Below are 23,257 nucleotides of genomic sequence, written 5' to 3'. Positions count from 1 at the left end.
GACAGGATTGTCTAGTTCCATCGTATTATCTTCACATGTCCTCGTCCCACCCACCGTTTTCTCGGCTGCGTACGCCAGTGGCCAAGTGCTTGCATCTCATCCGGCTCAATCCGGTGACCTCGCGTAGCGAACTCGTTGAGGCGACCGGTCTTTCCCAACCCACCATTACCCGCGCGATGTCCGCGCTCATCAAGGCCGGATACGCTGTAGAGCGCAATGACCTCACCCGCTCACAGGGTCGCGGGCGCCCGACGATTCCACTCGAGATCGCAGAAACACACAGCATCCACGCCGGTATTGCCGTTGGTACCACTTCTACGTATATCGCATTATTCGATATCAAGGGCCACACCCTGCGCGACACGGATATTTCTACACCTGTGGCAGCGCTGACCCCGGATGATTTCGTCCAGCACATTATGGCCGGGCTCAATCGCCTCACCGCGGGTATGGATCGCCCGATATCGAGTGTGGGAGTGACCACCTCGGGCACCGTCTCTCGCGACGGCGTAGTCAATGCCTCCAACCTGGGGTGGAAAAACGTCAACATTGCAGCCCAGCTCCGAGAGCAATTTTCAGTCCCAGTGACAGTCTCGGGGATCGTGCCAGGCATTATTGGCTCGGAAATTCAATCCAGCGAGTCGGTGAACCCCTCGGGCATCATGTCACTTTTTGCCGACGACTCCATCGGTGCTGCAGTCTCGGGCCAAGACGGGGTCACATCGATCAACATCGACCGCCCTGACCTCACCACGGACGGTCTTCTCGCTGGCATCAACAATCCGGACCTGCACACCCTCAAAGATGCAGTCGAGCTCGGCGAGAACTACCCTGCCTCCCGCGGCTGCTTGGATCGACGCGCCACAGAGCTGGGCAGTGTGGCGGCCGAACTGATTCGGAGCCACTCACCGTCGACATTTGTGGTGGCTGGTTCCGCGTTTCTCGACGACCCCCAAGCCCCCGGTTTATTTGCCCGCCAAGTCCGTGCGAGCCTGCCGGAGAACACGAAACTAAACTTGCGGATGATTCCCACCCACCGCGAGGTGGTGCGCGATATTGCCCGAGCTGTTGCCCTAGATTACGTCCTCCACGAGCCCCTCTCGGTGCTGGCGACTTAGCTCCACATATCGTCCGGCGTGCTCGACAAGGCCCGCCTGGTCCTCGCTGGTAACTTCGCGGCGCACCTTCGCGGGGACTCCCGCAGCCAGGTGGCCGGCGGGGATGTCGGCGCCTTCAAGCACCACGGCCCCGCCACCGATAATGCAGCCAGCCCCGACGGTGGCACGCGAGAGTATCGACGAGTGCATGCCCACGAGCGTTCCTGCGCCGACGTGGCAGGAATGCACTAACGCAAGGTGCCCGACGGTGACATCGTCGTCAAGCACTGTCTTTCCCCCGGTGTCTACGTGCAAGACGGCACCGTCCTGGATATTGGTCCTGGCACCGATTTTGATCGGGCCGACATCTCCGCGAATGACGGCACCAGGAAATACCGAGGCATCGGGGCCGATGGTGACATCGCCGATGATTGTGGCCTCTGGGGCGATATAAGCCGTCGGATCGATCGTGGGTTTTTTGCCCTCAAAGCTGTAGATCATGAATGTCCTTAATCGAGGTATATGGCCGTGCCTGCAGACCTGCTTCGCGCGCCGCGGCGAGATGATCGGGGGTGGCGGTGAAAAAGATGGTGTCTTTCATATTCGCGCCAAGGGCATCAACTGCCACCTCGTAGGCCCGCGGATCGGGTTGGGTAATGCCGATATCGCAGGAGAAAATCACTGCATCGAGCTCATCGATCCAGGAGTACTTAGAGCGCAGCTTGTCCCCGATTGTCTCGGTCACATTGGCCACGATCCCGCAGGTGTAGTCGGCCTCGCGGAGTTTGCCAAGGACATCGACCAGCTCCTGGTTCGCCACCGTCGCTGATTCCCAATCAGCCACGATCGCCTCGGCAATATCTAAATCATCCAGCCCGGCGCGCAGGCCAACTTGCTGCCACCACCGATAATCGGAAACATCACCCGCTTCATACGCTGGGCGCAGTTCCTCGTAGACATCCCAGAACGCTTCCGGATCAGTGGTGCCGGCTGCACGTTCGATGCGCAACCGATCCGACTCGGTGCGCTGGCGCATCACCACGCCATCGAGGTCAAACAACAGAGCAGTCATAATTTCGATCTTAGGAAAAAATCTACTGCTGCGTTGCCACAGTTCTCTCGTAAGAATATTTCCTTGTCTGATGCTGCTGATAAACGTGCGTATCCACAGGTGGGAGAGGTTTATTTAGACGCATTACCACTTCGGGGGCACGCGGAGATGCGCAGTGGAAGCTCAAGGTGGTGTCCTTGTCGGTATTCTCGCCGAGTCCAAGAATCAGCCCGGCGGTGCGCTCCCAGCGCCACACCTCGTTACCATTGTCGAAAGCCGTAATGGTTTCCACAACGTCCTGCACGGAAGTGATCACGCCGTCTAACTCCCAGAACTCCCCTCCCGGGTCATCGACGTAACTTAGCGTCATTTCCGGTTCAAAGCTGGTCCCATCCGGGCCGAAATCGGTTTCCGTTTCAAGAAACTCCACCGAAATAAACTGACCTTCATCTGCACCTGTCAGTGCCAGGTACCCAGAAAAGGCGCCGGTGTAATCGTCGATTTCAATCTCCGTGCCAAACCCTCGGATCTGCTTTCCTACTAGCTCGCTGCTTAACATGCGTCTGGCCCCTTCTCCCACGCCTGGCGAACGAGGTGCTCAAGGACTTCCAGGTCGATGTCTTCAGGTTTATTCACATAGGTACACGACACCCCTGTGGTGTATTTCCCCAGCTCAGGAACGGGATCAATCCCATAAAGCGAAATCTTCGCCTTCCTCGGGCTAAATCCAACGATGAACGTGTCGCCCTCGCGCCCGGTCTCATACTTGTAGTGCATCTCGCCGTAACCAATCATGGTCGGGCCCCACATCGCAGGTTGCGCACCAGTCGCGCGCCCATAAACATCCAGCAGAATATGGCCGTGTTCCTTCCGGCGCCCCTCGATGGAGTCGATGTAGTCGCGCGGATCTACATTCGTGATTGCAGTCTGTGAATCGCTCGTGCCCGTCGCACCCCGGGTGAATTCATCATTGCGCACCTTCGGCTCCGGTGCGCCCTTCATCCCCATGCCACGCTCCACTAAAGCCGCTTGGACGCGCTCAAGTCCGCGTTGGCCCACGCCATGAAGGCCCAGCACCGCCGACCAATCCGCACCATCGAGCGATTCCAAATCCGGGTACCCAGCCTGCGTCAGCGCACGGGATGCGGGCTTGCCCACGCCTTTGAGGTCTTCGAAAGCCGTCATGGGGGCAAGCTTACAGATCCAGCTCGTCTAATAGCTCGTCAAAAGCAGGCCCGATCCGGGTCCGCCACACCGTAGTCGCCTTTGGGTCGAAGCGCCCCGGCCCACCATTGATCACGCCGACGGGTTTGCCCTGTTTCTTTGCCTCGATGGCAATCCGGTATCCACTCATCACAGCCAGCGAGGAGCCCACGACAAGCAGTGAGGTTGCGCTTTCGAGCAGCTGCGCAGTTGCTTGACGACGAGGCCGTGGCACCGACTCACCGAAGTACACCACGTCGGGCTTCAATCTGCTCCCACCACAATTGATGCACCTGACCATATTGAATTGAGCGACCTTCTCCTCGGGCAGCTCAACATCACCATCAGGATTGATCTGATATTCGCCAAGGCCGTCTAGGTACCCGGGGTTCGCGGCTGCCAGGCGCTCGTCGAAAAGCGATCTCTGCTCGATGTAACCGCAATCGAGGCAGGTGACTGTCTCCATGTCACCGTGCAACGCGACTAGGCTCTCGGTGCCTGCGCGTTTGTGCAGGCCATCGACGTTTTGGGTAACGATGCCATTGATCAGCCCGGCGCGCTCCAGCTCGACGAGCGCATAATGCGAGCGGTTCGGATCGACCTCGCGCATGTATTTCACGCCCACGTATGCGCGCGCCCAATAGCGATGCGAGGCGACGGGATCGTGGGCGAATTCCTGATAGGTCATGGGACGGCCAGTGGACAACCTACCGCCGGGCGAGCGATAGTCGGGCACGCCGGAATCGGTGGACATTCCCGCGCCCGTGAGCACGAGGGCCGGGCCGTGAGACAGCTGCTCCGCGATCTGCTCTTTCGCCTGGTCAGGGTCAGTGGGCGTAGTGGATTCATCGACGACCCGCGCAATCGAGCGCAGCGCACTGTTGTGAATGCGCTGGATCTGCGGGTCTTGAAATTGCTCCTGCATTTAACGAAACGGTACTTCACCCAGCGAGCGACGCAACTTACGAGTGCGCAAGCGCTCCGGGTTCTCCGTCAGCGATTCCACGGCGCGCACCGCACACATCACGTGGGCTTCCTTCGAGTTGGAGTAAAAGGCCTGTGCTGCTGCTGGCAGCTTCGGCACCGCGTGCAGCGGCAAATCACTGACTGCAAGCAGGGTGCCGTAGGGAACGCGGTAGCGATACCCGTTGGCGGCCAGCGTGCACGATTCCATATCCACCGCCACAGCCGTGGAACCGCGCAGCCATTCCCACAGGTCCTGCGGGGTCTGCCACTCCCAGTTGCGGTCATCGGTGGATAAGACGGTGCCGGTACGCATGAGCGACGAGGCATCTCCGTAGATCGTTTTCACCGATTTCTCCAGCGCGCGCTGGATCTCAGGCACCGCTGGAACCGGGAGGTCCGACTTGATGTGGTGCTCGAGGATGTGGTCCTTGCGCTCGTAGGCGTTGCCTAGAATCAGGTCTCCGATGCGCATGCGGGCATCGAGGCCTGCGCAGTGCCCGATCATGATCCACGCCTCAGGTCGCAGCACCGCCAAACAATCCGTGATGGTCTTCGCGTTCGAGGGGCCCACACCAATATTGATCATGGTGATTCCGGTGCGATCCTCCGCAACCAGGTCGTAGCGGGGCATCTGGTTGCGCGAGCCCAGATCAAGCTGGTCAAGATCGATAATCTCGGCCTGCGCTCGGGTGATTTTCTGCCCGTTCGGCAGCAACAAAGAGCTATAGCGCGATTCTGGATTGGCAATCTCGTTGAGCCCGAAGCGGACAAACTCAGTGGTGTGCATGGCGTAGTTCGTGAACAATATGTAGCGCTGCACAGTATCTACTTCGATGCCGGTGTAATGCTCAATGCGCGCACACGCAATATCAAAGCGCTGTGGGCCGAAATGAAATAGCGGCTTCTCCTCACCGTGGAAGGCATCCCACTCACCGTCAATGATCGCGTCATGGACATCGTCGAGCGTAGGGCGAGGTATCGACGACGAGCCAACGCCTGCACGACGTGCCTCGGTAACATCACCGAGACCGCGGATGTACTCCGGCGGGATCGACGTCTCGGAGTAGCCAACGTAGATAGTCGAAGGATAGTTTTTGGTTAAGCGGTGGAGCTGATTGCGCAGATACGCCGACATCAGATCCGGGCGAGAGACTACTGCGGAATAGGTGCCAGCTTCGTCCACGTAGCCGAAGGGCTCGGTGCGATCGATGGGTTTCCACTCATTAATCTCAACGCGGACTTTCGGGTACAGAACCTGGGCATATCCAGCGTAGTCTTGACTGTTGAGGACTTCTTTGGCCAGCGCACACGAACGTTGATACATCTCAATGAGTGCATCAACTGCTGCGTCAACTGATTCCACTTGCTCCATAGTGCACACCCTAGCTATTTTCTCCGGATCGTGCCGGGCTGCATGCCGAGCTGTATTCAGCACAAGCGCTGAGCACGAGCGAACCCTTTTTCAGTAATATCGTGCCCAATGGATGCCTCATCATTTCGCGATCAATTAGCCAAGTTCTGGCGGGTGGATGCCCAAGATCTACCCGAGAATCTGGTCGAGCATGCCAAAAATGTCACCGTGGATAAAATCCCCGACGATGTCGCCGAGGCGATGTCCTCACTGAATATTCACCTGAAATCGGATAAAGACCTCCCGCTAGTGCCCAAGGTTCGCGGGCGCCGCTACTTCGAGGACGATTACCGCCGAGGTGAGCGGGACTACCCAGTGATCTTGGTGCACGGCACCGGCTCGGACCGCGACGTCTGGCAGTCGCTGGCGGAAAATCTTCGCGAGGACGGCTGGGAAGTCTATGCCCTCAACTTCGGCAATCACGGAACCCGCTTAATTGAGGATTCCGCCACCGAAGTCGATGCTTATATCTCCGGTGTGCTTGCACATACGAAAGCTGAAAAGGCCGTCTTGGTCGGCCATTCTCAAGGTGGGCTCCTGCTGCGTTATTGGATGCGCCACCTGGGCGGAGCTCCAAAAACACGCCACCTCATCTGCCTTGCGTCGCCAAACCATGGCACCACCTTTGGTGGCATCGCTAGTCCCCTCGTCACTACGAAAACCGCGGAGAAAACGATGCACGCACTCATCGAGCGTGCACTCGGCGCGGCGGCCTTCCAGCAGATCGCCGGTTCCGACTTCTTGCGCAAGACCAACGAGGGCGGTGACGTAGAACAAGGTGTCTCCTACACCTGTATTGCTACGCGCTCGGATGCCATCGTGCAGCCACCGGAGTCGTGTTTCCTCAACTCAAATGTCGAGGGCCAGGTTCGCAACATCTGGATCCAGGACTTAGAACCAAAGGCACAAGTGCTTCACGACGAGATGCCGGAAAGCGAGCACGCAATCCGTCTCGTCCGCGCAACCCTTCGAGGCATTAAGTAGAATTCCAAGGCATGGGAATTGCCGACATCGTTCGAGGAATTGAAACTCGAACCAATCGCCGTGGTGTGCGCAAAAAGTCTGAGCAAGGGTGGGTCCCGACGCCGTCTGGATACACGGGTTACGGCTCGTCGCAACGCGCTCATGTCCTTGGCCGCGTACTCATGGAGCAGGAATCCCAGCCACGGACACTGGTCATGCGCGGCTACCGGCAATTCTTCACCACTCAGGTCCCCGGAGTTGATGTATTGGTGCGTCTCGGGGATGCGGAAGTGCGCTCGAAAACCAATTCCAATGGCTATATTGATGTGCTACTGACCGGGCATAACTTGGAGCCTGGGTGGCACGAGGCGGAAATTTCGGTCATTGACGGTGCCGCCGATGCTGCCAAAGCGCCGGTACAGATCATTTCGGATCACACCAAGGTAGGCGTGATTTCCGATGTCGATGACACGATCATTGTCACGATGCTGCCCCGCGCCGTGCTGGCCGCATGGAACTCGTGGGTAAAGAAAACCAACACTCGTCAGCCTGTGCCGGGGATGGACGAGTTCTATGCCGCATTGCTTGAAAAAGATCCTGATGCCCCGGTGTTTTATCTCTCCACCGGCGCGTGGAATACCTACGACACGCTCGTTGACTTCATTGCCAAGCACAATCTGCCACGCGGTCCGCTGCTGCTCACCGACTGGGGCCCGACCCCCACGGGATTATTTCGGTCTGGTCAGGAGCACAAAAAGGTACAGATGAGGAACTTGTTCATTGAGTTCCCGGAAATCGATTGGATTTTGGTCGGCGATGACGGGCAGCACGATCCGTTGATTTACGGCGAGGCTATTTTTGAGCATCCGGACCGCATCAAGCTCGTCGCGATGCGCCAACTCAGCATGCAAGAACATGTTCTCTCGCACGGTACAACTTCCGCCTTGGCACAACCCGAGCATTACCCGAATACTCCCACAATCAGTGGCCGCGATGGATATGAGTTGCTCCGGCAGTGGCGCGCCCTCGAGTCGGAGTCCGAAAAGGCGGAGTCCGACGCTTCCGATGTATAAGGCATTAATAATTGCACGTCACAAACTTGTGTGACGTGTCACTAATATGTGCGGGTTTAAAGAATAGTGGCATAATCTCTTTTTGTGTCTCTTCGCAAGGTTGCAACGGCGACCGTATTGGCCTCCGCGTTGCTCCTGACTTCCTGTGCTTCAAGCCCGCGGACAATCGATGGTTTCCGGGCTGAGAGTTTGGTGTCCCAAGAATCCACCACCGCTTTTATCGATTCCATCAATTCTTCCGCCTTCAAAGAGCAAATCACGCAGATTGAAGAAGAATTCGACTCGCTTGTCGCCATTTCTGTGTACTCGCCGAATGGCAATGTCTCCCTCGGATCGATAGCAACCATGCCCGCGTGGTCCACCATCAAAGTGCCCATCGCCTTGGCCTCCCTTGAGCAGTGCTCATACGATGACGAGCTTCGCGACGAACTCATCGCCGACTCTCTCGAGTGGTCCGACAACGATTCCGCCTATTCTCTGTGGACATGCCTTGGCACCGATGACGAAGCAAAGGATTTGGTAGAAGACGTCGTCGCCGAAAGCGGAACTTCTATTAATATTGCCCCGGCCTACGGGATGACCGAGTGGTCGGTTGCCGCCCAAGCCCGCTATGGGTACTCCTTAACAGAACTCGACTCGGACAATCCCGTTATCCAGGGAATGAGCAATGTTATCGACGAGCAAAGCTTCGGCATCGGGGAGATCGACGGCGCGGTGTTCAAAGGCGGATGGTCAGATACTGAAGAAGGCACTTTCCAAACTCGCCAGTTCGGTTTCATCGAGGTCGGTGGCGAACAATACGGTATCGCCATCGCTGCCGATTCATTGTCGGGATCTCAAGAGGATACCCAGTCCGCACTAACGGAGCTCATAGGCCTGCTAGATATTTAGCGCAACGAGTACTCTAGTGAGCATGTCTTTGACTGATGCGACTATCGAACTTCTGCAAGAACTCATCCGCAATGCCTGCGTGAACGATCTCACCGGCAATTCCGGTGCCGAGTACCGCAATGCGGACACTTTGGAGAAATTCTTCGCCGATACTGATGTCTCAATTCAGCGCTTCGAGCCCAAACCAGGTCGCGTCTCTATAGCATTCACTGTTGAAGGCAGCGACCCCGACGCCGAACCGCTCACCTTGCTAGGGCACACCGACGTTGTGCCGGTCGACGAGCCGAAGTGGACCCAGGATCCCTTCCGCGCCGACATCGTCGACGGCAAGATCTATGGTCGCGGCGCCACCGATATGTTATTCATTACGGCAGCGATGGCCGCAGTGACCCGCGAGGTCGCAGGAATGAAGCCGAAGGGCACGTTGACGTTCGTCGGGCTTGCCGACGAAGAAGCGCGCGGAGGTTTGGGAGCCGGGTGGTTATCGAAGAACCAGCCGGAGGCCATTTCGTGGAAGAACTGCCTCTCGGAAACCGGTGGTTCCCACCTGCCCGTGCGCGATGGCTCCGATGCCGTAGTTGTGGTGGTTGGTGAAAAAGGCGCAGCACAGCGCCGGATTCATGTCCATGGCGAGCCGGGGCATGGATCTACGCCGTATCACCGTGATTTTACGGTGGCCAAGATTGCCGAGGTGGCTCGTCGATTAGCGGCGTTTGAACCTGACGTGAAGTCCGACTCGCTCTGGGAAGGTTACGTCCGCGCCTTCAAGTTCGACCCCGAGACCGAAAAGCAGCTGCTTGCGGGCGAGAACTACGAAGCCTTGGGCGATCTTGCGCGCTACTCGCACGCGATGAGCCACCTTACGGTTGCGCCGACGGTGCTGCGTGCGGGCGAGGCGATCAACGTGCTGCCGTCTCATGCGTGGATCGAGCTTGATATTCGCCCGCTGCCGGGCCAGACTCAAGAAGAGATCGACGATCTGCTCCGCGACGCCTTGGGCGAGCTTGCCGACGAGGTAGAAATTGAGCACCTGATCACGGAAGATGCCACGCTCTCTCCCACCGAGGGCCCTTTGTTCGAGGCCATCACCGAGACCTTCCACGAGTTCTTCCCGGAGGCGGCAGTGGTTCCCACCATCTCGGCGGGCGGCTCTGACCTGCGCTTTGCGCGTCGTCTCGGCGGCGTTGGCTACGGCTTTGCGATGCATGCGAAAGAGCGCCAGTTCGACGAAGTACTGGAACAACTGCACTCCCACGACGAATACGTGGAGGTTGAAGACGTTGAGCTGACGGCAAAGGCCTATTACAGCCTGGTCACTCGGTTTGTTGGTGCGGAACTAGGTGCCTAAAAAAGCTCCTCCGCAAGCGCGACGATGATCCCGGATGGGCCCCGCAGGTAGCACAGCAAGTACGTGTCTTCGTAGTTAGCAATACTGCCCAACGGCTCCCCGCCGACTGCCGCCAAAGACTCTTCAATGGAGTCCACGGCGAACATAATCCGGTGCATACCCATAGCATTTTGGGCAGGGGGCTGCGCCGGAACAGGTGGCGGATTTAGGTAAGTGGTCAGCTCTACTCGACTATGCCCATCAGGGGTTTCCAACACCGCAATTCGGCTGCGAATACCCTCCAAGCCCACTGCCTCGTCGGCAAATGTTCCTTCGATATCGGCACGGCCATCGAGGCGCATACCCAGCGCTTCGAAAAACTCCACCGCTTCGTCCAAATCTTCCACAACAATGGCCACGTTATCTAGCCTTTTGATTCCCATGGCCCCATGGTAGATTTTTCGCCGACCCGGTACCGTAAAGAAATGGCAATAATTTACAACACCGCAACCTGCATCAACGGCTTTATCGCCGATGAAGAAAACTCACTACAATGGCTCTTCGACGTGCCCGGCGCCCCCGAAGCCGAAGCGGACAACGCGACGTTTATGGCCGGCGTTGGCGCGATTGTCATGGGATCGACCACCTACGAATGGCTGTTGGACGAGATGAAGCTTCTCGACGATTCCTCCGCCTGGACTAAGGCCTACGACACTCGCCCGACCTGGGTGTTTTCCAGCCGCAATCTACCGGTTCCGGAGGGGACGAATATTCGCGTGATCAACTCGTCGGTGGCCGACGCACTTAGCGAGATCACAGATTCTGCTCCTGCGAGCACAAACGTGTGGGTCGTGGGCGGCGGTGATTTAGCCGGGCAGTTCTTCGATATCGGAGCGCTCGACGAAATCATCCTGACCGTGGCACCGGTCTTTCTGCCTGCAGGCAAGCCCACCCTGCCCCGCCGAATTGAGGCAGACCAATTGGGTGCCCCGCAGATCCGCCAGGTTGGTCATTTCACTGAGATGCGTTTTGACCTTGGAGCTGGGAAATAAAGCCTGCTCGTTCTAGTACTCTGATGAGCAATGAATCTTCGGGAAAAACAACAGGCTGAAACTCATCAGCTGTTCCTCACCACGGCCTTCGACCTATTTCAGGAACAAGGCTACAACGCGACGAGTATGAATCAGATTGCCACTCGCGCGGGTTTTAGCCGTACCGCTTTATATCAGCATTTTCCTAATAAACCATCGATTGTGTTGGAGTATCTGAGCACGGTTCGTGTTGATCTGAGAAACACTGTCCTGGAATTAGGCAACGCGCCGGAATACTCAGCCGAGTATGTGGCGCCGTGGCTCGAAAGCCTAGCTCAGACCTGGGTTCACAGCTCCGAGATATTTTTAGCCATCGAACAAGCGGTATCCGAGGATAAACATGTCGCTCGAGAATGGCTGACGATGATTAACGCCATTGCGGAGAAATTTCCGGGAGGCGAAGATGAAGGCTTTCGCCTAAAATTCGTCAACCTCTTCCTCGGTACCGATCGCAGTTTCTATTTCCTTTACGGTCGGAAATTCCTCGACAATGAGAAACTTGTCAGGGAAAACCTGATCGAGCAGTGGGTCGTAGCTTTGTCTGAGCCCAGTGCTCGAAAAGAGTGATCTTCGCGCGGTTTATTTAATCGCGGCAGACACCATCGTCGACAAGCGCTGGAAGCGCTCGACGTTGTCTGCCTCGTCCAAGACTCCCGATGACAAGAACACGAAGGACACGTCATTCGTGGGGTCGACCCAATAAAGGGTGGAACCTGCACCGTTGTTGCCGAAGGCATCTGGCGAGGTAAACGGACCGAAGAAATTCGGAGCGTGGCCGGTGCCAGACATGACAACACCGAGCCCGAAGTTGCCCTTAGGTGGAAGCCAACCGCGTCCTGCGTTGACACCTGCGTAGAGTTCATTGATCATGTCGCCAGTCTGGATGCGGGTCGCTTCCTCAATGATCTGCCGACCGATGAGCTGCTCACCGTTGTGGCTGCCCTTGTTGCGCAGCAGCTCGACATATTTGAACGCATCGTCGATAGTCGTGGTAGCGCCGACCCATGGCATCTCGTTGTCTCCAACGATGACATCGTTGAGGATCTCGATGTCATTCGCGGACAGGAAGCCCTCTGGATGAACGTAGACCTTCAACGGGACGACACGATCCGCGCGCTCAGCTGGCAGCCCGAAGGCGGTCTCATTCATGCCTAGTGGCTCGAAGAGAAGCTCGCGTGCGGCGTCGCGGAAATGGTCGTAGCCATAGACGCGACGAACCATCTCACCCAGCAGAGCATGGTTGATCGATGGCGAATAGTTCACCTTAGTACCTGCATCGAAGACGGCATCCACAGTGGAAAGTGCCTCGATAACATCAGCGAGTACGCCGAAACGGTCTGGGCCGAGGCCTGGATTCGGTGTCGATGGCATACCCGCAGTGTGAGTGAGCAGGTGCCACACATTGATCTGGTCCTTGCGCAACATATGGAACGGGTCGGTACCGAGGAACTCTGGGATCACGTCGATGACACGAGTGGACAGGGCTAGCTTGCCCTCGGATAACGCGCGGTAGACGAGGCCGTTGGTAAATCCCTTTGACAGAGAAAGGATGCGGTAGATATCGTCGCGCTTTGATTCACGACCGATTGCGCGCTCCGCGAATCCGTAGGTGCCCTGCAGCGCGATTTCTCCGCCTTGTGCGATGATGACGTTGACTCCATCGCACAGCTCAGTATCGATGTCACGCTGGATTTGGTCTTCAACCCGCTGTAGTTGTTTCTTATCAAATACCATGGTTTCTCCTTGATATAAGTTCTAGGTTTTAGGTTCTAGCTTTTAGGCGAGGAATGCGCCACCAGAAGGCGACAGGATTTGGCCTGTGTAGTGCGCTCCGTCATCTGAGGATAGGAACACGAGGGTCTGGGCAATTTCTTCAGGATCAGCAACACGCTTCAGTGGCTGCATCGCAAGGAGTGCCTGCACGTGCTCGTCTCCTGATTGCTTGAGCAATGCCGTATTGATGCCAGCTGGAGCGAGTGCATTGACACGAATATTGAAGGGCGCAAGTTCGCCTGCCGACGAGCGCGTCATTCCAACGATTGCTGCCTTCGATGCTGGGTAGTACGCCGGCATGGGCAGGGCGACAAGGCCTGCCACGGAGGCAAAATTGGTGATCGCGCCGCCGCCAGCCCTCTTCAGGAGGGGGACGGCAGAGCGGATCATGTAAAAGGTACCGTGCAGGTTGATCCGGATCGCACGGTCGAATTCCTCGTCGCTAATGCCTTCGAAGAACTCTGGGTTGTAGGACTCGCCTTTCTTCGCAGCTTCGATCATCGCGTGGTTGATGGCATCGACGCGCTCGTTAGCCTCGCGGGTGGGCATGGCCACACCTGCCGCGTTGACCAAGATGTCCAACTTGCCGTTGTCGTCCTCCACGCGTTGGAAGACGGCTTTAACCGATGCGGAGTCAGAGATGTCCACCACGATCGGTGTCGCGGAACCATCACTGAATTCCTGGTCAAGCTTTTCCTTCGAAACATCCAGTGCGTAGACAATTGCGCCCTGTTCGATCATCGCTCGAACGGTGGCCAAGCCCATCCCTGAACCTGCACCAGAAACGACCGCTACCTTACCTGTCAGCTTTTGATCACTCATAAATATTTCTTCTTCCTAATTTTTTGAAATTCAAATATGTGAGGAACTAGCGCTCGAGAACCAGCTTGTTGCAGCCCTTTGCTGCACGAGAGACACAGATCATCATCGTGTCGTTTCCGGATTGTTCATCCTCAGTGAGGATGGAATCGCGATGGTCCGCTTCACCCGAGATGATGCGGGTCTCGCAGGTGCCGCAGGTACCTTCCTCGCAAGAAGAGATAACCTTGACCCCCGCGCGGCTGGCAGCTTCCAGAATCGATTCCTTCGCATCCACCATCAAAGTCACCCCGGTTGAAGAGAACTCGACTTCGAAGGAAGTATCGTCGCCCTCTCGCTCAATTTTCTTCGGGGCGAATCGCTCGAGGCGAAGACTGCCCTTTGGCCAGTGCGCGGATGTATTCTCTACAGCTTGCAACAAGCCCTCCGGTCCACAGGTGTAAATCAGAGTGTCCGATGCGACTTCATCGAGTACCGATGGCAAGTCCAGGTGACCCAATTCGTCTTGCGGAACCAAGGTAACGCGATCGCCATAAGGAGCTAGTTCATTGAGGAAAGCCATGGAGTTACGGGTCCGACCGCCGTAGAGCAGGTGCCACTGTTTTCCATTGCGCTCGGCTTCTTTGATCATGGCCAAGATCGGGGTGATGCCAATGCCTCCGGCGATGAAGAGGTAGCTAGGGGAATCCGTAAAACGGAAGTTGTTGCGTGGCCAAGAAACCGTCACATTGCCGTCCGCGAGGAGCTCGTCGTGCACGGCAGCAGATCCGCCACGGCCAGCTGGTTCGCGTAGAACGCCGACGCGGTAGGACGTGCGATCGTCACAGTCACCAGACAGCGAGTACTGGCGAACCAGGTCCCCTGGCAGGTGTAGGTCAATGTGTGCGCCTGGCTTCCACTGTGGCAGCTCTCCACCATCTGGGTGCTCGAGGCGCAGGGATATGACGCCCTCGGACTCGTCGATACGCTCTGCGATCCGCAGATCGAGGGTACGCACGGTGGTTTGCTTAGAGCGCTCGATGTCCTCGAGGTCCCAATGGACGTTTAGGGAACGACGTGCGGGCAGTAATGCCATGCGCACAAAATCGAGGGAATCCGCGTCGTCGACAGTGACTGATGGGAGACGGTTAAAGAGCACCTTGAGGCCGGTAGAACCCTGGACGCGAGCTAGCGGGTTGCCCAGGCACTTGTGACGGCCGGTGGAAAACGCCATGTGATCCTGCGGGTCAGGGCGGTGGATGTCGAATTCGAAGGGGCGATCTTTATACTCGGGATCGGTGTTGACCGAAGAGAGGGCGATCCAGACCATGTCACCCTTTTCGATCTTGGCATCGGAAAGCTCGGTGTCGATCATTGCTTGTCGAGACGCGAAAGTAGACGAGGGGCGGCGGCGAACAGTTTCTTCGAACACGCGTGGCCACAGCTCTGGCTCGAGTAAGGCATCCTGAAGTGCCTCAGGGTTCTTGTTCAAGAAAAGCACCGCGTTGGCCATGGCTTGGGCGGTGGTGTCGGTACCGGCTGCACAGAACTCGGTGAGGTGAATGGCGATCTGATCTGCATCGAGGATGTAGTTTCCGTCTTCGTCTTTTTGGGAAGCCATAATCGAGATCAGGTCACGCTCAATGGACTCTCGGCGCTCTTCGACAACTTTTCGCAGTTTGAGATTGCCGTCTACGTATCGCTCCCAGACTTCGGAGCGGTGTGGCTCAGGAAGTGGTTCCTGAGCGGAAGCCAGGACCGCGAAGAAGTCGTCGCGAAGCTGGCGAATAGTTGAGTCCCAGGAGTAGTCCAAACCCATGTGCGCGAGCAGTGTCTGCGTGGTCAGCTCGAGGCAGTAATCCTCGAGCAGGTTGCCGGAGCCGTTGTTTTCAAAACGATCGATGATGCGATGGGCACGAGCCTCAATTTCGGGCTGCAGTGCATCCATGTCTTCCTGCAGGAAGCCGAGTTGTGCAACACCTCGAGCAGTGGTGTGGCCTTGCGGGTCGGAGCCGACAAGAACTCGGGAAATGAGCTCGCCCGAGATGAATTCTTGATACTTCTCGGGGACCTCGATGGTAGAAGAGTTTGCTGCGGACGAGAATTTCTTCCAGTCACCGAGAACAGTCATAGCGTCCTCGTGCTTATTGACGATCCACGCGTTGAGGTAGGGGTAAAAGAAAGTTGGGGTTTCGTCGCGAAACTCCGCGAAGTGAGAGGCGGGGTCGCGGTAGTAGGCGTCGCCCATTGCGTCAAAGCCGTGGGCGAAAGGACATTTGGAAACGGTGGGGCTACTCATGATTTTCCTTGAGTCTTGAGAAGAGCCACACGGTAGGTGCAGCCACATCAGGTATCAGTTTGTGATGTGGAACATACTTTCATACTCAGTGTACACCTGTAAAGTGAATTCTGAAAATAGTTTCCAAAAAGCCATCTACCTGCGGTTTTTCATTAAGGTAAGTAGCGTTGAAGGTGTAATTCTCCCGAGTTTTTTGAGAGGAAGATCCCCATGAAAGCCGTCCGCCACGTTGCCTACAAAACTTTCCCCGAGCTCAAGGACATTGAAAAACCAACCCCAGGACCAGGTGAGGTCCTCCTAAAAGTGGCAGGCGCCGGTGCCTGCCACTCCGACGTAGCCGTCTTTAATGAATTCGAAGAAGGCATGAATCCGCAGATGGACCCAGAATTCACGCTAGGCCACGAGAACTCTGGCTGGGCTGAGGAGCTCGGCGAAGGCGTCAAGGGCATCGAACTCGGCGCTGCCTACTTGGTCTACGGCCCAGTGGGTTGTGGAGTCTGCCGAGCCTGCACCCGCGGCCAAGACACCTACTGTGACAATGCAGCACAGATGGAATACGCAGGCGTGGGTCTCGGGCTCGACGGAGGCATGGCGGAGTACGTCATTGCCCCGGCGCGAAACTTGGTTCCTCTCGGCGACGCTGACCCGATCAATGCTGCACCGCTTTCCGACGCAGGCCTGACCCCTTACCACGCCATTAAGCTGGCACTTCCCCACCTCAACGGTGGCGGTAAGACAGCGCTTGTCATCGGTCTCGGCGGTTTGGGCCAGATCGCGGTGCAGATCCTCAAGGCACTGACCGGTGCCACGGTTATTGCCACCGACATGAAGCCGGAAGCTATGGCAGAGGCCGAAAAGAATGGAGCGGTGACCGTTCCTGGAGGCCCCGACCAGGTAGAAAAGATCCGCGAAATCACCGGCGGGAAGGGCGTGGACACGGTATTCGATTTCGTCGGAATCGGCGCGACTGTCAAGACGGCAATGGAGACTGTTGCCCGCCAAGGCCGCGTCACCATCGTTGGTATCGGCGACCTCTCCACCTACGAGTGGGCTTTCTTGTCCACCCCATACGAGGCAGAGCTTGTCAACACATACTGGGGCACCGTCGAGGAGCTCCACGAGGTCGTGGACATGTACAAGCTAGGCCAGATCTCTCCGCAGGTCACGACGTATTCCCTAGACAATGCGCTTGAGGCGTACCAGGCACTCGTCGAAGGAAAAATCGCCGGACGAGCAGTGATCGTGCCTCACGGCGAGAAGTAGTTTCGCTACAGGGACTGCCTAAGCGTCAGCGATTGGTTGAGCGTGCCCACAGGGCCATCGGCATCATGGACAACAGAGCTAGTTAGTCCAATGCCGTTGGCCCCGAAAGCTACGCGGGTATCAAAACCGATCTGAATGCCCACCGGTTCGCGGAACTTGTGGAATGTCAGGTCGACGTTGGGGAACATCCACTCGCCCGGCTCTTGGCGCACCGCAATCCCATTTGCCGTATCCAAGTACTTGCAGAATTCCGCTAGGGGCTGCGCTTCTTCCCCTTCCACCAACGGGAGCTCGGAGGTGATCCAAATCTTGTTTCGCCCCGGACGCCGCCCGGGAGCCTGCGCAGCACTCAGGCTTGCAATAAAGCCGCCTGGCCAGCCCAGCTTGCCGGTCATATCTTCGCATTCTTCCAAGGGCGGAAGAGCATCGAATTCTTCGCCTTCAACTGAAGCCGTATCACCATTTTGAAGCAGCCAAGCGCGCGCCCGAATGACGGATCTGCCTGCGATAACAAGTGTTGTTTCAATGAGCTCGATCGTGCGACCTGGTCGAAGCAATTCGGTGCTCAAGTGGATTTCCTCGCGACCAATCTGGCCAAGGATATCCATACTAAAACGACTAAAAGTCAGCGAAGGATCAGCATTCGCTTTACGCCACTGCTCCATGTGGTGGATTACTAAACCGGCAACGGGTGCTAGGTGGAGTTCATCTTCACGCCAGGCCCCACTCGCGTGTGCGGTGGGCATATAGCGGTCGTTGCCAAGTGCTAAGAAATAGACGTTTTGTGTGTCCGAAGTCATAGTGGCGAGGGTAGCAAACCCCAGAGACAAATAGGCTCACTCAACCAAAAAGCACCGACCTCAGAAAGGAGGCCGGCGGTTTTCTCGTCGTAAAGCGATGCTCTGAAGAGCTCTTATGCTGAGACCTTGTGGCCCACGCGCTCGATCTTGTCGTCGGTGGCGCTGTCTTCCTTCAGCGTTGGGCGCAGCAGGAGCATTGCGATGCCGATGACAAGCAGGACGGATGCCTGGTGGACAAGCATGCCAATCGACATGGTCACGTCGCCGGCGAAGACGCCAATGAAGAGCACGGCAACGGTGAACAGGGCGATCGCGATATTGACGCGCATGGTGCGCACTGTGCGGCGCGCGAGGCCGAAGGCGTAAGGCAGACGCGGGAGGCGGTCGGCCATCAGCGCAATGTCGGCGGTTTCGATGGCGGCTGGGGAACCGGCGGCTCCCATGGCCACGCCGATATCTGCGGTGGCAAGGGCTGGGGTGTCGTTGACTCCGTCACCGACCATGGCCACGGTGTGGCCCTGATCTTGCAGTTCCTTCACGATGGTGAGTTTGTCTTCGGGCATGAGCTCGGAGCGGACTTCGTCGATACCAAGCTCGGCACCGACGTTGCGGGCGACGGCTTCGGCATCACCGGTGGCCATGACGACCTTGATCCCGCGATCGTGTAGTGCGTCAACGGCTTCCTTGGCGTCGTCGCGGATTGTGTCGGCTACGGCGACCACTCCGATTGCGTGCCCATCGATGCCAACGAACATTGCGGTCTTGCCTTGCTCGTTGAGTTCAAGGATCGGCTCATCATCCACGGAACTATCCTCGGAACTACCAAGGAGGTCTGCGGAACCTACGGCAACGGTATGACCGTCGACGTTTGCTCGAATGCCCTTGCCGGCGACGGGTTCGGCGGATTCGACCAGCTCAACGTTGAGGTTACGAGCCTTGGCACCTTGGATGATGGCCTCGGCGAGTGGGTGCTCGGAGGCGGTTTCCGCGCGTGCAGCCAGTGTCAGCACTTCGTCTTCGGTGTATGCAGGATCGAGTACGGCTACGTCAGTCAGCGATGGGCGACCCTTGGTCATGGTGCCGGTCTTGTCCACCACGACAACGTCGACCTTGGCTGCGGTCTCAAGGTACTCGCCGCCCTTGATTAGTACACCGTCGCGGGCTGCGCGTCCGATACCAGCCACGATGGAGACTGGAATCGAGATGACCAGCGCACCAGGGCAGGCGATGACCAGCAGGGTCAGCGCGAGCTCGATGTCTTGGGTAATCAGGCCGAAGACAGCGGCAGCCACAATCACGGCCGGGGTGTACCACTTGGAGAACTTCTCCATGAAGGTCTGCGACTTAGCCTTATCGTCCTGGGCATCTTCGACACGGTGGATGATTTTCGCCAGCGTCGAGTCAGATCCGATTCCCTCGGCGCGGACCTGAAGTACGCCGGAGCGCAACCAGGTACCTGCGAAGACCTCGGAATTCTCAACCTTTTCTGCTGGTACGGATTCGCCGGTGATCTGGGCTTCGTCGACACCGCCATGGCCGGAAATCACGGTCCCGTCAACGGGAACCTGCTCGCCGTTGCGTACTAATACGATGTCGCCGACTTCGAGTTCCCAGAGCTCGAGGGTTTCGGTCGAGCCATCGTCGTGAAGCTTCGTTGCGGTCTCGGGCGCGGCATCGACCAGGTCGGACAGTGCCTTGCGAGTGCGGTTGAGTGTTGCTTTTTCTAAGGCGCCGCCGATGGCGAAGAGGAATGTGACCGCGGCGGCCTCCCACCAGTTGCCTAACAGCAGCGCGCCGATGGCGGCGATAGAGACGAGCAGGTCAATCGAGATGTTTTTCACCCGCAGTGCCTGAATCGCCGATTTTAGAATCGGGTATCCGGCCACCACCGTGGCCGCGATGAGGAGGCCGGCGGCAAGATTAAATTCACCGCCGTGGTGGGAGCCGGTGATGTCGACTTCCCCGGTCATAAAGGCGATAAGGATCAGCGCGCCCGAGACGATGGACGCACCCCATGTCTTCCAAAAATTCGTTGTCATTGCTCTCAGCTCCCACCTTCTACAAGGTGATGTAGGTACTTTTCTTGAACAACTTCAACGTTATGGCTCACCGGCGCGGACTTCCTTGACCCAGATCAAACACCTCAAAGTTCAATAATCACCACGCCCGCTTATGTAATTTTTCCTATCACTTTCACAGATATTACTTTTGTGGAATACTTCGAGGCATGAAACTGCGTACTGTAATCGCTGGAGTAGCTGCTGCTACCGCCGTCGCCCTGTCCCCTGCCGTAGCAAACGCCGATGCCGTCGATGATGTCCTCAACGCCCTGCCTTCTGGTCAAATTACCTGTGCACAAGCTGAGCGTTACTGGACCAACGACGCCGATTACAACAACAAGGTCGCCCAGGCCAACGCACTTGCCATGTTCGATTCCCGTGGCAATGAGATCCGCGCAGCTCTCTCCCGCGTTGACGAGGCTGCGAATCGTTGCGGCCTCAAGGGTGGCAGCACCGGTGGCAACGCGGCGCCATCCCAGCCTGCCCCTTCCCAGCCTGCTCCGTCTGCACCTCAAGGCCAGGTCATCAGCCTCGCGCCACAGGGCGTTCCTTCCATCAACATTCCGGTAGCCAACGTTGCCACCATCACGCTTCCTGATGTGGCAAAGCTGTTCCAGGAGCTGCTGGCAACCTTCAACATCACCCTGCCGGCAGTTGCGCTGACGGGATCATCGCTTTAGTACCAGATCAGTTCTCCAGCTCAGTTCTCCAGCGGGCCTGGCGAGGAATCTCCGCGAAGACGTTTCACCACGTTTTCCGCGGAGATTAAACACATCGGCACTCCCACTCCAGGCACAGTCGTCGCCCCGGCGTAGTACAGCCCACGCAGCTTCTTCGAGGCATTGCTCCCCCGGAAAAACGCCGACTGCCGCAACGTATGCGAAGGCCCAATCGCCCCGCCCTGCCAGGCATGATAGCGCTCGGCGAAGTCAAGAGGTCCAAGAGTTCGCTTCACGACGATACGCTCCCGCAAGTCATCCACACCACACCACGCAGCCACTTGGTCGATGACATCTTCGGTAATTGCTTCGACTGCCGGTGCTGCCTTCTCCGCGTAGGCGTCGCCCCGTCCGAGCTCCTCCATCGCCGGAGTGGGCACGAGAATAAACAGGTTTTCGTCGCCGTCCGGTGCCGTGGATGGGTCGGTCGCAGACGGCATCGAAATATAGATGGACTGCGAGGAATTCAACGGGCGCGCATCATTTGGCCCGTCGAAAACCACCGAGAAATCCTTGTCCCAATCTTCGCTAAACAGCAGATTGTGGTGGGTGAGCTGTGGCAGTTTGCCCTTCACCCCCAGCATGACCAGCACAGCACTCAACCCCGGTTCGCGGGTGGCGAAGAACTTCTCCGGATAGGTGCGCTGTTTTGGTGGCAGCAGCTTGGTTTCGGTGAAGTGAAGATCCGCTCCTGAGACCACGATGTCTGAGCACAGCGTCTCCACAGTTCCGTCTTCGCGGCGCACGCGCACACCGGTTGCACGCTTGCCAGTTGAAGTGATCGCTGTGGCCTCTGTGTTCAGCTGGATCTTCACGCCTTGCTCGAGCGCGATTTTCTCAATCGCCTTGATCACCGCGGTGAATCCGCCCTGGGGGTATTGCACCCCTTGGACTAGGTCGGTCTCGCTCATCAGGTGATACAGCGCCGGGGTCCGCTGTGGGTGCGAGGACAAGAACACTGCAGGATAGGTAAGCATTTGGCGCAGTCGGTGATCTTTGAAACGCGCCGCCACATATTTATCTAGTGGCCTGGTCAGCAACGCAACGAGGAGTCCAAGGCGGTCGCGTACATCCTTGTGCAGCAGAGGCCACAGCGAAGTAAAGGTGGTGTACAAGAAGCGTTCCTCGGCGATGCGATAAATGTCGCTTGCACTATCCAGATACTCGCGCAGTTGATCGCCTGCGCCGGGTTCGATGGATTCGAAAAGCTCGGCCGCTTCTTCCTTCCCCGAATACACATCGATTGGGGCTTCCCCCTCAGAGAAAAGCCGGTAGGCCGGGGTCAGGTCAACCATTTCAAGTTCGCGCTGCGTGGAGGTGCCGAACAGGTTGAAGAAGTGCTCGAATACCTCGGGCATGAGGTACCACGAAGGCCCGGTATCAAAGCGGAATCCATCAACGGTGAGCTCGCCTGCCCTGCCGCCCACAGTGTCGTTCTTCTCCACCACGGTGGTGTCATAGCCCTCGCGGGCCAACAGGGCCGCGGTGGCAAGGCCTGCAACACCAGCACCGATGACGGTGGCTTTCTTCATGCTCATCTACTTTCTCAGGGTTACTTTCTCAGGGCGCTTCTAGCGCGACATCTTTTTCGCCGCCGGCAACGCACGCGCAGCAATGGCAAGCTTCTTATGGGTTGGAACGCTGATCCTGCGCTGGGCTAACTCGCTTGCTGGCACTGCATCGATCTGGTCAGTGAGCTGGGTAAATAGGTCGGTCGCGGCGACAACTCCTACGCGCGCCTCCATCGGCAACATGCCCATGACTTCGCGGGCCTTAGTTAGGTCAGCCCGGATTTCTGCAACCAAGGCGGACTTCTGGGCATCTGTGAAGTGTTCAAGATCGACACCAGGAAAATACTCCCTGCCCAACACTTCGGAGTCTTCGTGGATATCACGCAGGAAGTTGATCTTTTGAAATGCCGCGCCCAGTGCTCGCGCGCCCTGTTCCATCCGGGCACGATCATCGGCGCTCACCTCACGCCCGACCAAGAAAATGCTCAAGCACAGCAGGCCAATTACCTCAGCGGAACCGTATATATAGGCATCAAGTTCGCTTGCGCTCAGCCTGGTTTGGTTGAGATCCCTGCGCATGGAGGCGAAAAACGCCCGAATATGGTCGTTGGAAAACTCACAACGACGCGCCGTCAGCGCATAAGCGTGCACAACGGGATCTACGTGAAATCGCTCCTGAGGAGCGGCTAAGATTTGCGCCTCGTAATCGTCGAGAAGCGATGCAACGTCGGTGACCCCCGCGGCGCGTGCCGTGCCGTCGACGATCTCGTCGGCGATGCGCACCATAGCGTATAAGTTACGAACATCGGTGCGCACTGTGGAGGAGAGGAGTTTTGTTGCAAGGGAAAAGCTTGTGGAATACGCGTTGATCACCTGATGAGCAGCGGCGCAGCTCATGTTGTCATAGCGTGCGAGGAAGTCGGGCGCCTCGTTCATGCACCGCCACCTTCCTCCGCCGCCG

The 23,257-nt window shown here is 57.4% G+C and carries 23 protein-coding genes; 9 read left to right on the top strand and 14 right to left on the bottom strand.

Annotated features, from left to right (window positions below):
• The first annotated feature begins 35 nt into the window (after positions 1-35).
• Positions 36-1,118 carry an ROK family protein gene (locus ACXZ66_RS01140; RefSeq protein WP_458749900.1) on the top strand — a complete coding sequence of 361 codons (1,083 nt, stop codon included), beginning with the start codon at positions 36-38 and terminating at the stop codon, positions 1,116-1,118.
• Here ACXZ66_RS01140 and ACXZ66_RS01135 read toward each other — a convergent pair.
• Genes ACXZ66_RS01135 through amn form a run of 6 tightly spaced genes read right to left on the bottom strand, consistent with a single transcriptional unit; the run spans position 1,074 to position 5,689 of the window.
• Positions 1,074-1,598, bottom strand: a complete 525-nt coding sequence (locus ACXZ66_RS01135) for a gamma carbonic anhydrase family protein (RefSeq protein WP_458749899.1) — start codon at positions 1,596-1,598, stop codon at positions 1,074-1,076. The genes ACXZ66_RS01140 and ACXZ66_RS01135 overlap by 45 nt on opposite strands.
• Positions 1,582-2,169 (bottom strand): HAD family hydrolase, encoded by a 588-nt coding sequence (locus ACXZ66_RS01130; protein ID WP_458749897.1) that lies wholly within the window; start codon positions 2,167-2,169, stop codon positions 1,582-1,584. The genes ACXZ66_RS01135 and ACXZ66_RS01130 overlap by 17 nt, the downstream gene beginning before the upstream one ends.
• Before the next feature lie 22 nt (positions 2,170-2,191).
• Positions 2,192-2,707 carry a hypothetical protein gene (locus tag ACXZ66_RS01125; RefSeq protein ID WP_458749896.1) on the bottom strand — a complete coding sequence of 172 codons (516 nt, stop codon included), beginning with the start codon at positions 2,705-2,707 and terminating at the stop codon, positions 2,192-2,194.
• Positions 2,701-3,333 carry a DUF1801 domain-containing protein gene (locus ACXZ66_RS01120; protein ID WP_458749895.1) on the bottom strand — a complete coding sequence of 211 codons (633 nt, stop codon included), beginning with the start codon at positions 3,331-3,333 and terminating at the stop codon, positions 2,701-2,703. Before ACXZ66_RS01120 ends, ACXZ66_RS01125 begins: the two co-directional genes overlap by 7 nt.
• Positions 3,334-3,343: 10 nt before the next feature.
• Positions 3,344-4,276: a Sir2 family NAD-dependent protein deacetylase gene (locus tag ACXZ66_RS01115; RefSeq protein ID WP_458749893.1), complete on the bottom strand. Its 933-nt coding sequence runs from the start codon at positions 4,274-4,276 to the stop codon at positions 3,344-3,346.
• On the bottom strand, positions 4,277-5,689 hold the full coding sequence (amn, locus tag ACXZ66_RS01110) for an AMP nucleosidase (protein ID WP_458749892.1): 1,413 nt from the start codon (positions 5,687-5,689) through the stop codon (positions 4,277-4,279).
• Between the two features lie 108 nt (positions 5,690-5,797).
• Here amn and ACXZ66_RS01105 point away from each other — a divergent pair, with 108 nt between their 5' ends.
• The 4 genes from ACXZ66_RS01105 (at position 5,798) to ACXZ66_RS01090 (ending at position 10,003) form a co-directional block, all read left to right on the top strand.
• Positions 5,798-6,712, top strand: a complete 915-nt coding sequence (locus tag ACXZ66_RS01105) for an esterase/lipase family protein (RefSeq protein WP_458749891.1) — start codon at positions 5,798-5,800, stop codon at positions 6,710-6,712.
• Between the two features lie 11 nt (positions 6,713-6,723).
• The gene (locus tag ACXZ66_RS01100; RefSeq protein ID WP_458749889.1) at positions 6,724-7,764 is read left to right on the top strand and encodes an App1 family protein; all 1,041 of its coding nucleotides are present in this window, start codon (positions 6,724-6,726) and stop codon (positions 7,762-7,764) included.
• Positions 7,765-7,848: 84 nt separating this feature from the next.
• Positions 7,849-8,655, top strand: coding sequence for a hypothetical protein (locus tag ACXZ66_RS01095; protein ID WP_458749888.1), 807 nt, complete (start codon positions 7,849-7,851; stop codon positions 8,653-8,655).
• 22 nt (positions 8,656-8,677) lie between these two features.
• Entirely contained in the window at positions 8,678-10,003 is a 1,326-nt protein-coding gene (locus ACXZ66_RS01090; RefSeq protein ID WP_458749886.1) for a M20/M25/M40 family metallo-hydrolase, read from the top strand.
• On the opposite strand, the gene ACXZ66_RS01085 is transcribed toward ACXZ66_RS01090, so the two are convergent.
• Positions 10,000-10,425: a VOC family protein gene (locus ACXZ66_RS01085; protein ID WP_458749885.1), complete on the bottom strand. Its 426-nt coding sequence runs from the start codon at positions 10,423-10,425 to the stop codon at positions 10,000-10,002. The two genes, ACXZ66_RS01090 and ACXZ66_RS01085, sit on opposite strands and share 4 nt — an antisense overlap.
• 42 nt (positions 10,426-10,467) lie before the next feature.
• Between ACXZ66_RS01085 and ACXZ66_RS01080 the strand changes: the two genes are divergently transcribed.
• Positions 10,468-11,034, top strand: a complete 567-nt coding sequence (locus ACXZ66_RS01080; protein ID WP_458749883.1) for a dihydrofolate reductase family protein — start codon at positions 10,468-10,470, stop codon at positions 11,032-11,034.
• Positions 11,035-11,064: 30 nt separating this feature from the next.
• Positions 11,065-11,640 carry a TetR/AcrR family transcriptional regulator gene (locus tag ACXZ66_RS01075; RefSeq protein ID WP_458749882.1) on the top strand — a complete coding sequence of 192 codons (576 nt, stop codon included), beginning with the start codon at positions 11,065-11,067 and terminating at the stop codon, positions 11,638-11,640.
• Between the two features lie 12 nt (positions 11,641-11,652).
• Here ACXZ66_RS01075 and ACXZ66_RS01070 read toward each other — a convergent pair whose 3' ends face one another.
• The 3 genes from ACXZ66_RS01070 to ACXZ66_RS01060 are packed head-to-tail and all read right to left on the bottom strand — an operon-like array spanning position 11,653 to position 15,943.
• Positions 11,653-12,807, bottom strand: coding sequence for a serine hydrolase domain-containing protein (locus ACXZ66_RS01070; protein WP_458749881.1), 1,155 nt, complete (start codon positions 12,805-12,807; stop codon positions 11,653-11,655).
• 42 nt (positions 12,808-12,849) lie between these two features.
• The gene (locus ACXZ66_RS01065) at positions 12,850-13,668 is read right to left on the bottom strand and encodes an SDR family NAD(P)-dependent oxidoreductase (RefSeq protein WP_458749880.1); all 819 of its coding nucleotides are present in this window, start codon (positions 13,666-13,668) and stop codon (positions 12,850-12,852) included.
• 46 nt (positions 13,669-13,714) lie between these two features.
• Positions 13,715-15,943, bottom strand: a complete 2,229-nt coding sequence (locus ACXZ66_RS01060; protein ID WP_458749879.1) for a cytochrome P450 — start codon at positions 15,941-15,943, stop codon at positions 13,715-13,717.
• Positions 15,944-16,153: 210 nt separating this feature from the next.
• Here ACXZ66_RS01060 and ACXZ66_RS01055 point away from each other — a divergent pair, with 210 nt between their 5' ends.
• Positions 16,154-17,206 carry an NAD(P)-dependent alcohol dehydrogenase gene (locus tag ACXZ66_RS01055; RefSeq protein ID WP_458749877.1) on the top strand — a complete coding sequence of 351 codons (1,053 nt, stop codon included), beginning with the start codon at positions 16,154-16,156 and terminating at the stop codon, positions 17,204-17,206.
• Between the two features lie 5 nt (positions 17,207-17,211).
• Here the strand turns inward: ACXZ66_RS01055 and ACXZ66_RS01050 are convergent, their stop codons facing one another.
• Both ACXZ66_RS01050 and ACXZ66_RS01045 read right to left on the bottom strand, forming a co-directional pair.
• On the bottom strand, positions 17,212-18,006 hold the full coding sequence (locus ACXZ66_RS01050; protein WP_458749875.1) for a thioesterase family protein: 795 nt from the start codon (positions 18,004-18,006) through the stop codon (positions 17,212-17,214).
• Positions 18,007-18,119: 113 nt separating this feature from the next.
• Positions 18,120-19,976 (bottom strand): heavy metal translocating P-type ATPase, encoded by a 1,857-nt coding sequence (locus ACXZ66_RS01045; RefSeq protein ID WP_458751420.1) that lies wholly within the window; start codon positions 19,974-19,976, stop codon positions 18,120-18,122.
• A gap of 257 nt (positions 19,977-20,233) precedes the next feature.
• On the opposite strand from ACXZ66_RS01045, the gene ACXZ66_RS01040 reads away from it, so the two are divergent.
• Entirely contained in the window at positions 20,234-20,746 is a 513-nt protein-coding gene (locus tag ACXZ66_RS01040; protein WP_458749874.1) for a hypothetical protein, read from the top strand.
• 20 nt (positions 20,747-20,766) lie between these two features.
• Here the strand turns inward: ACXZ66_RS01040 and crtI are convergent, their stop codons facing one another.
• Together crtI and ACXZ66_RS01030 are read right to left on the bottom strand one after the other, a co-directional pair.
• Complete coding sequence (gene crtI, locus ACXZ66_RS01035; RefSeq protein ID WP_458749872.1) at positions 20,767-22,317, bottom strand: phytoene desaturase family protein; 1,551 nt, start codon at positions 22,315-22,317, stop codon at positions 20,767-20,769.
• Between the two features lie 39 nt (positions 22,318-22,356).
• Complete coding sequence (locus ACXZ66_RS01030; RefSeq protein ID WP_458749870.1) at positions 22,357-23,232, bottom strand: phytoene/squalene synthase family protein; 876 nt, start codon at positions 23,230-23,232, stop codon at positions 22,357-22,359.
• Between the last annotated feature and the right edge of the window lie 25 nt (positions 23,233-23,257).

The sequence above is a fragment of the Corynebacterium sp. S7 genome (genome assembly GCF_054401105.1).
This window is presented reverse-complemented; position numbering and strand designations above follow the sequence as displayed.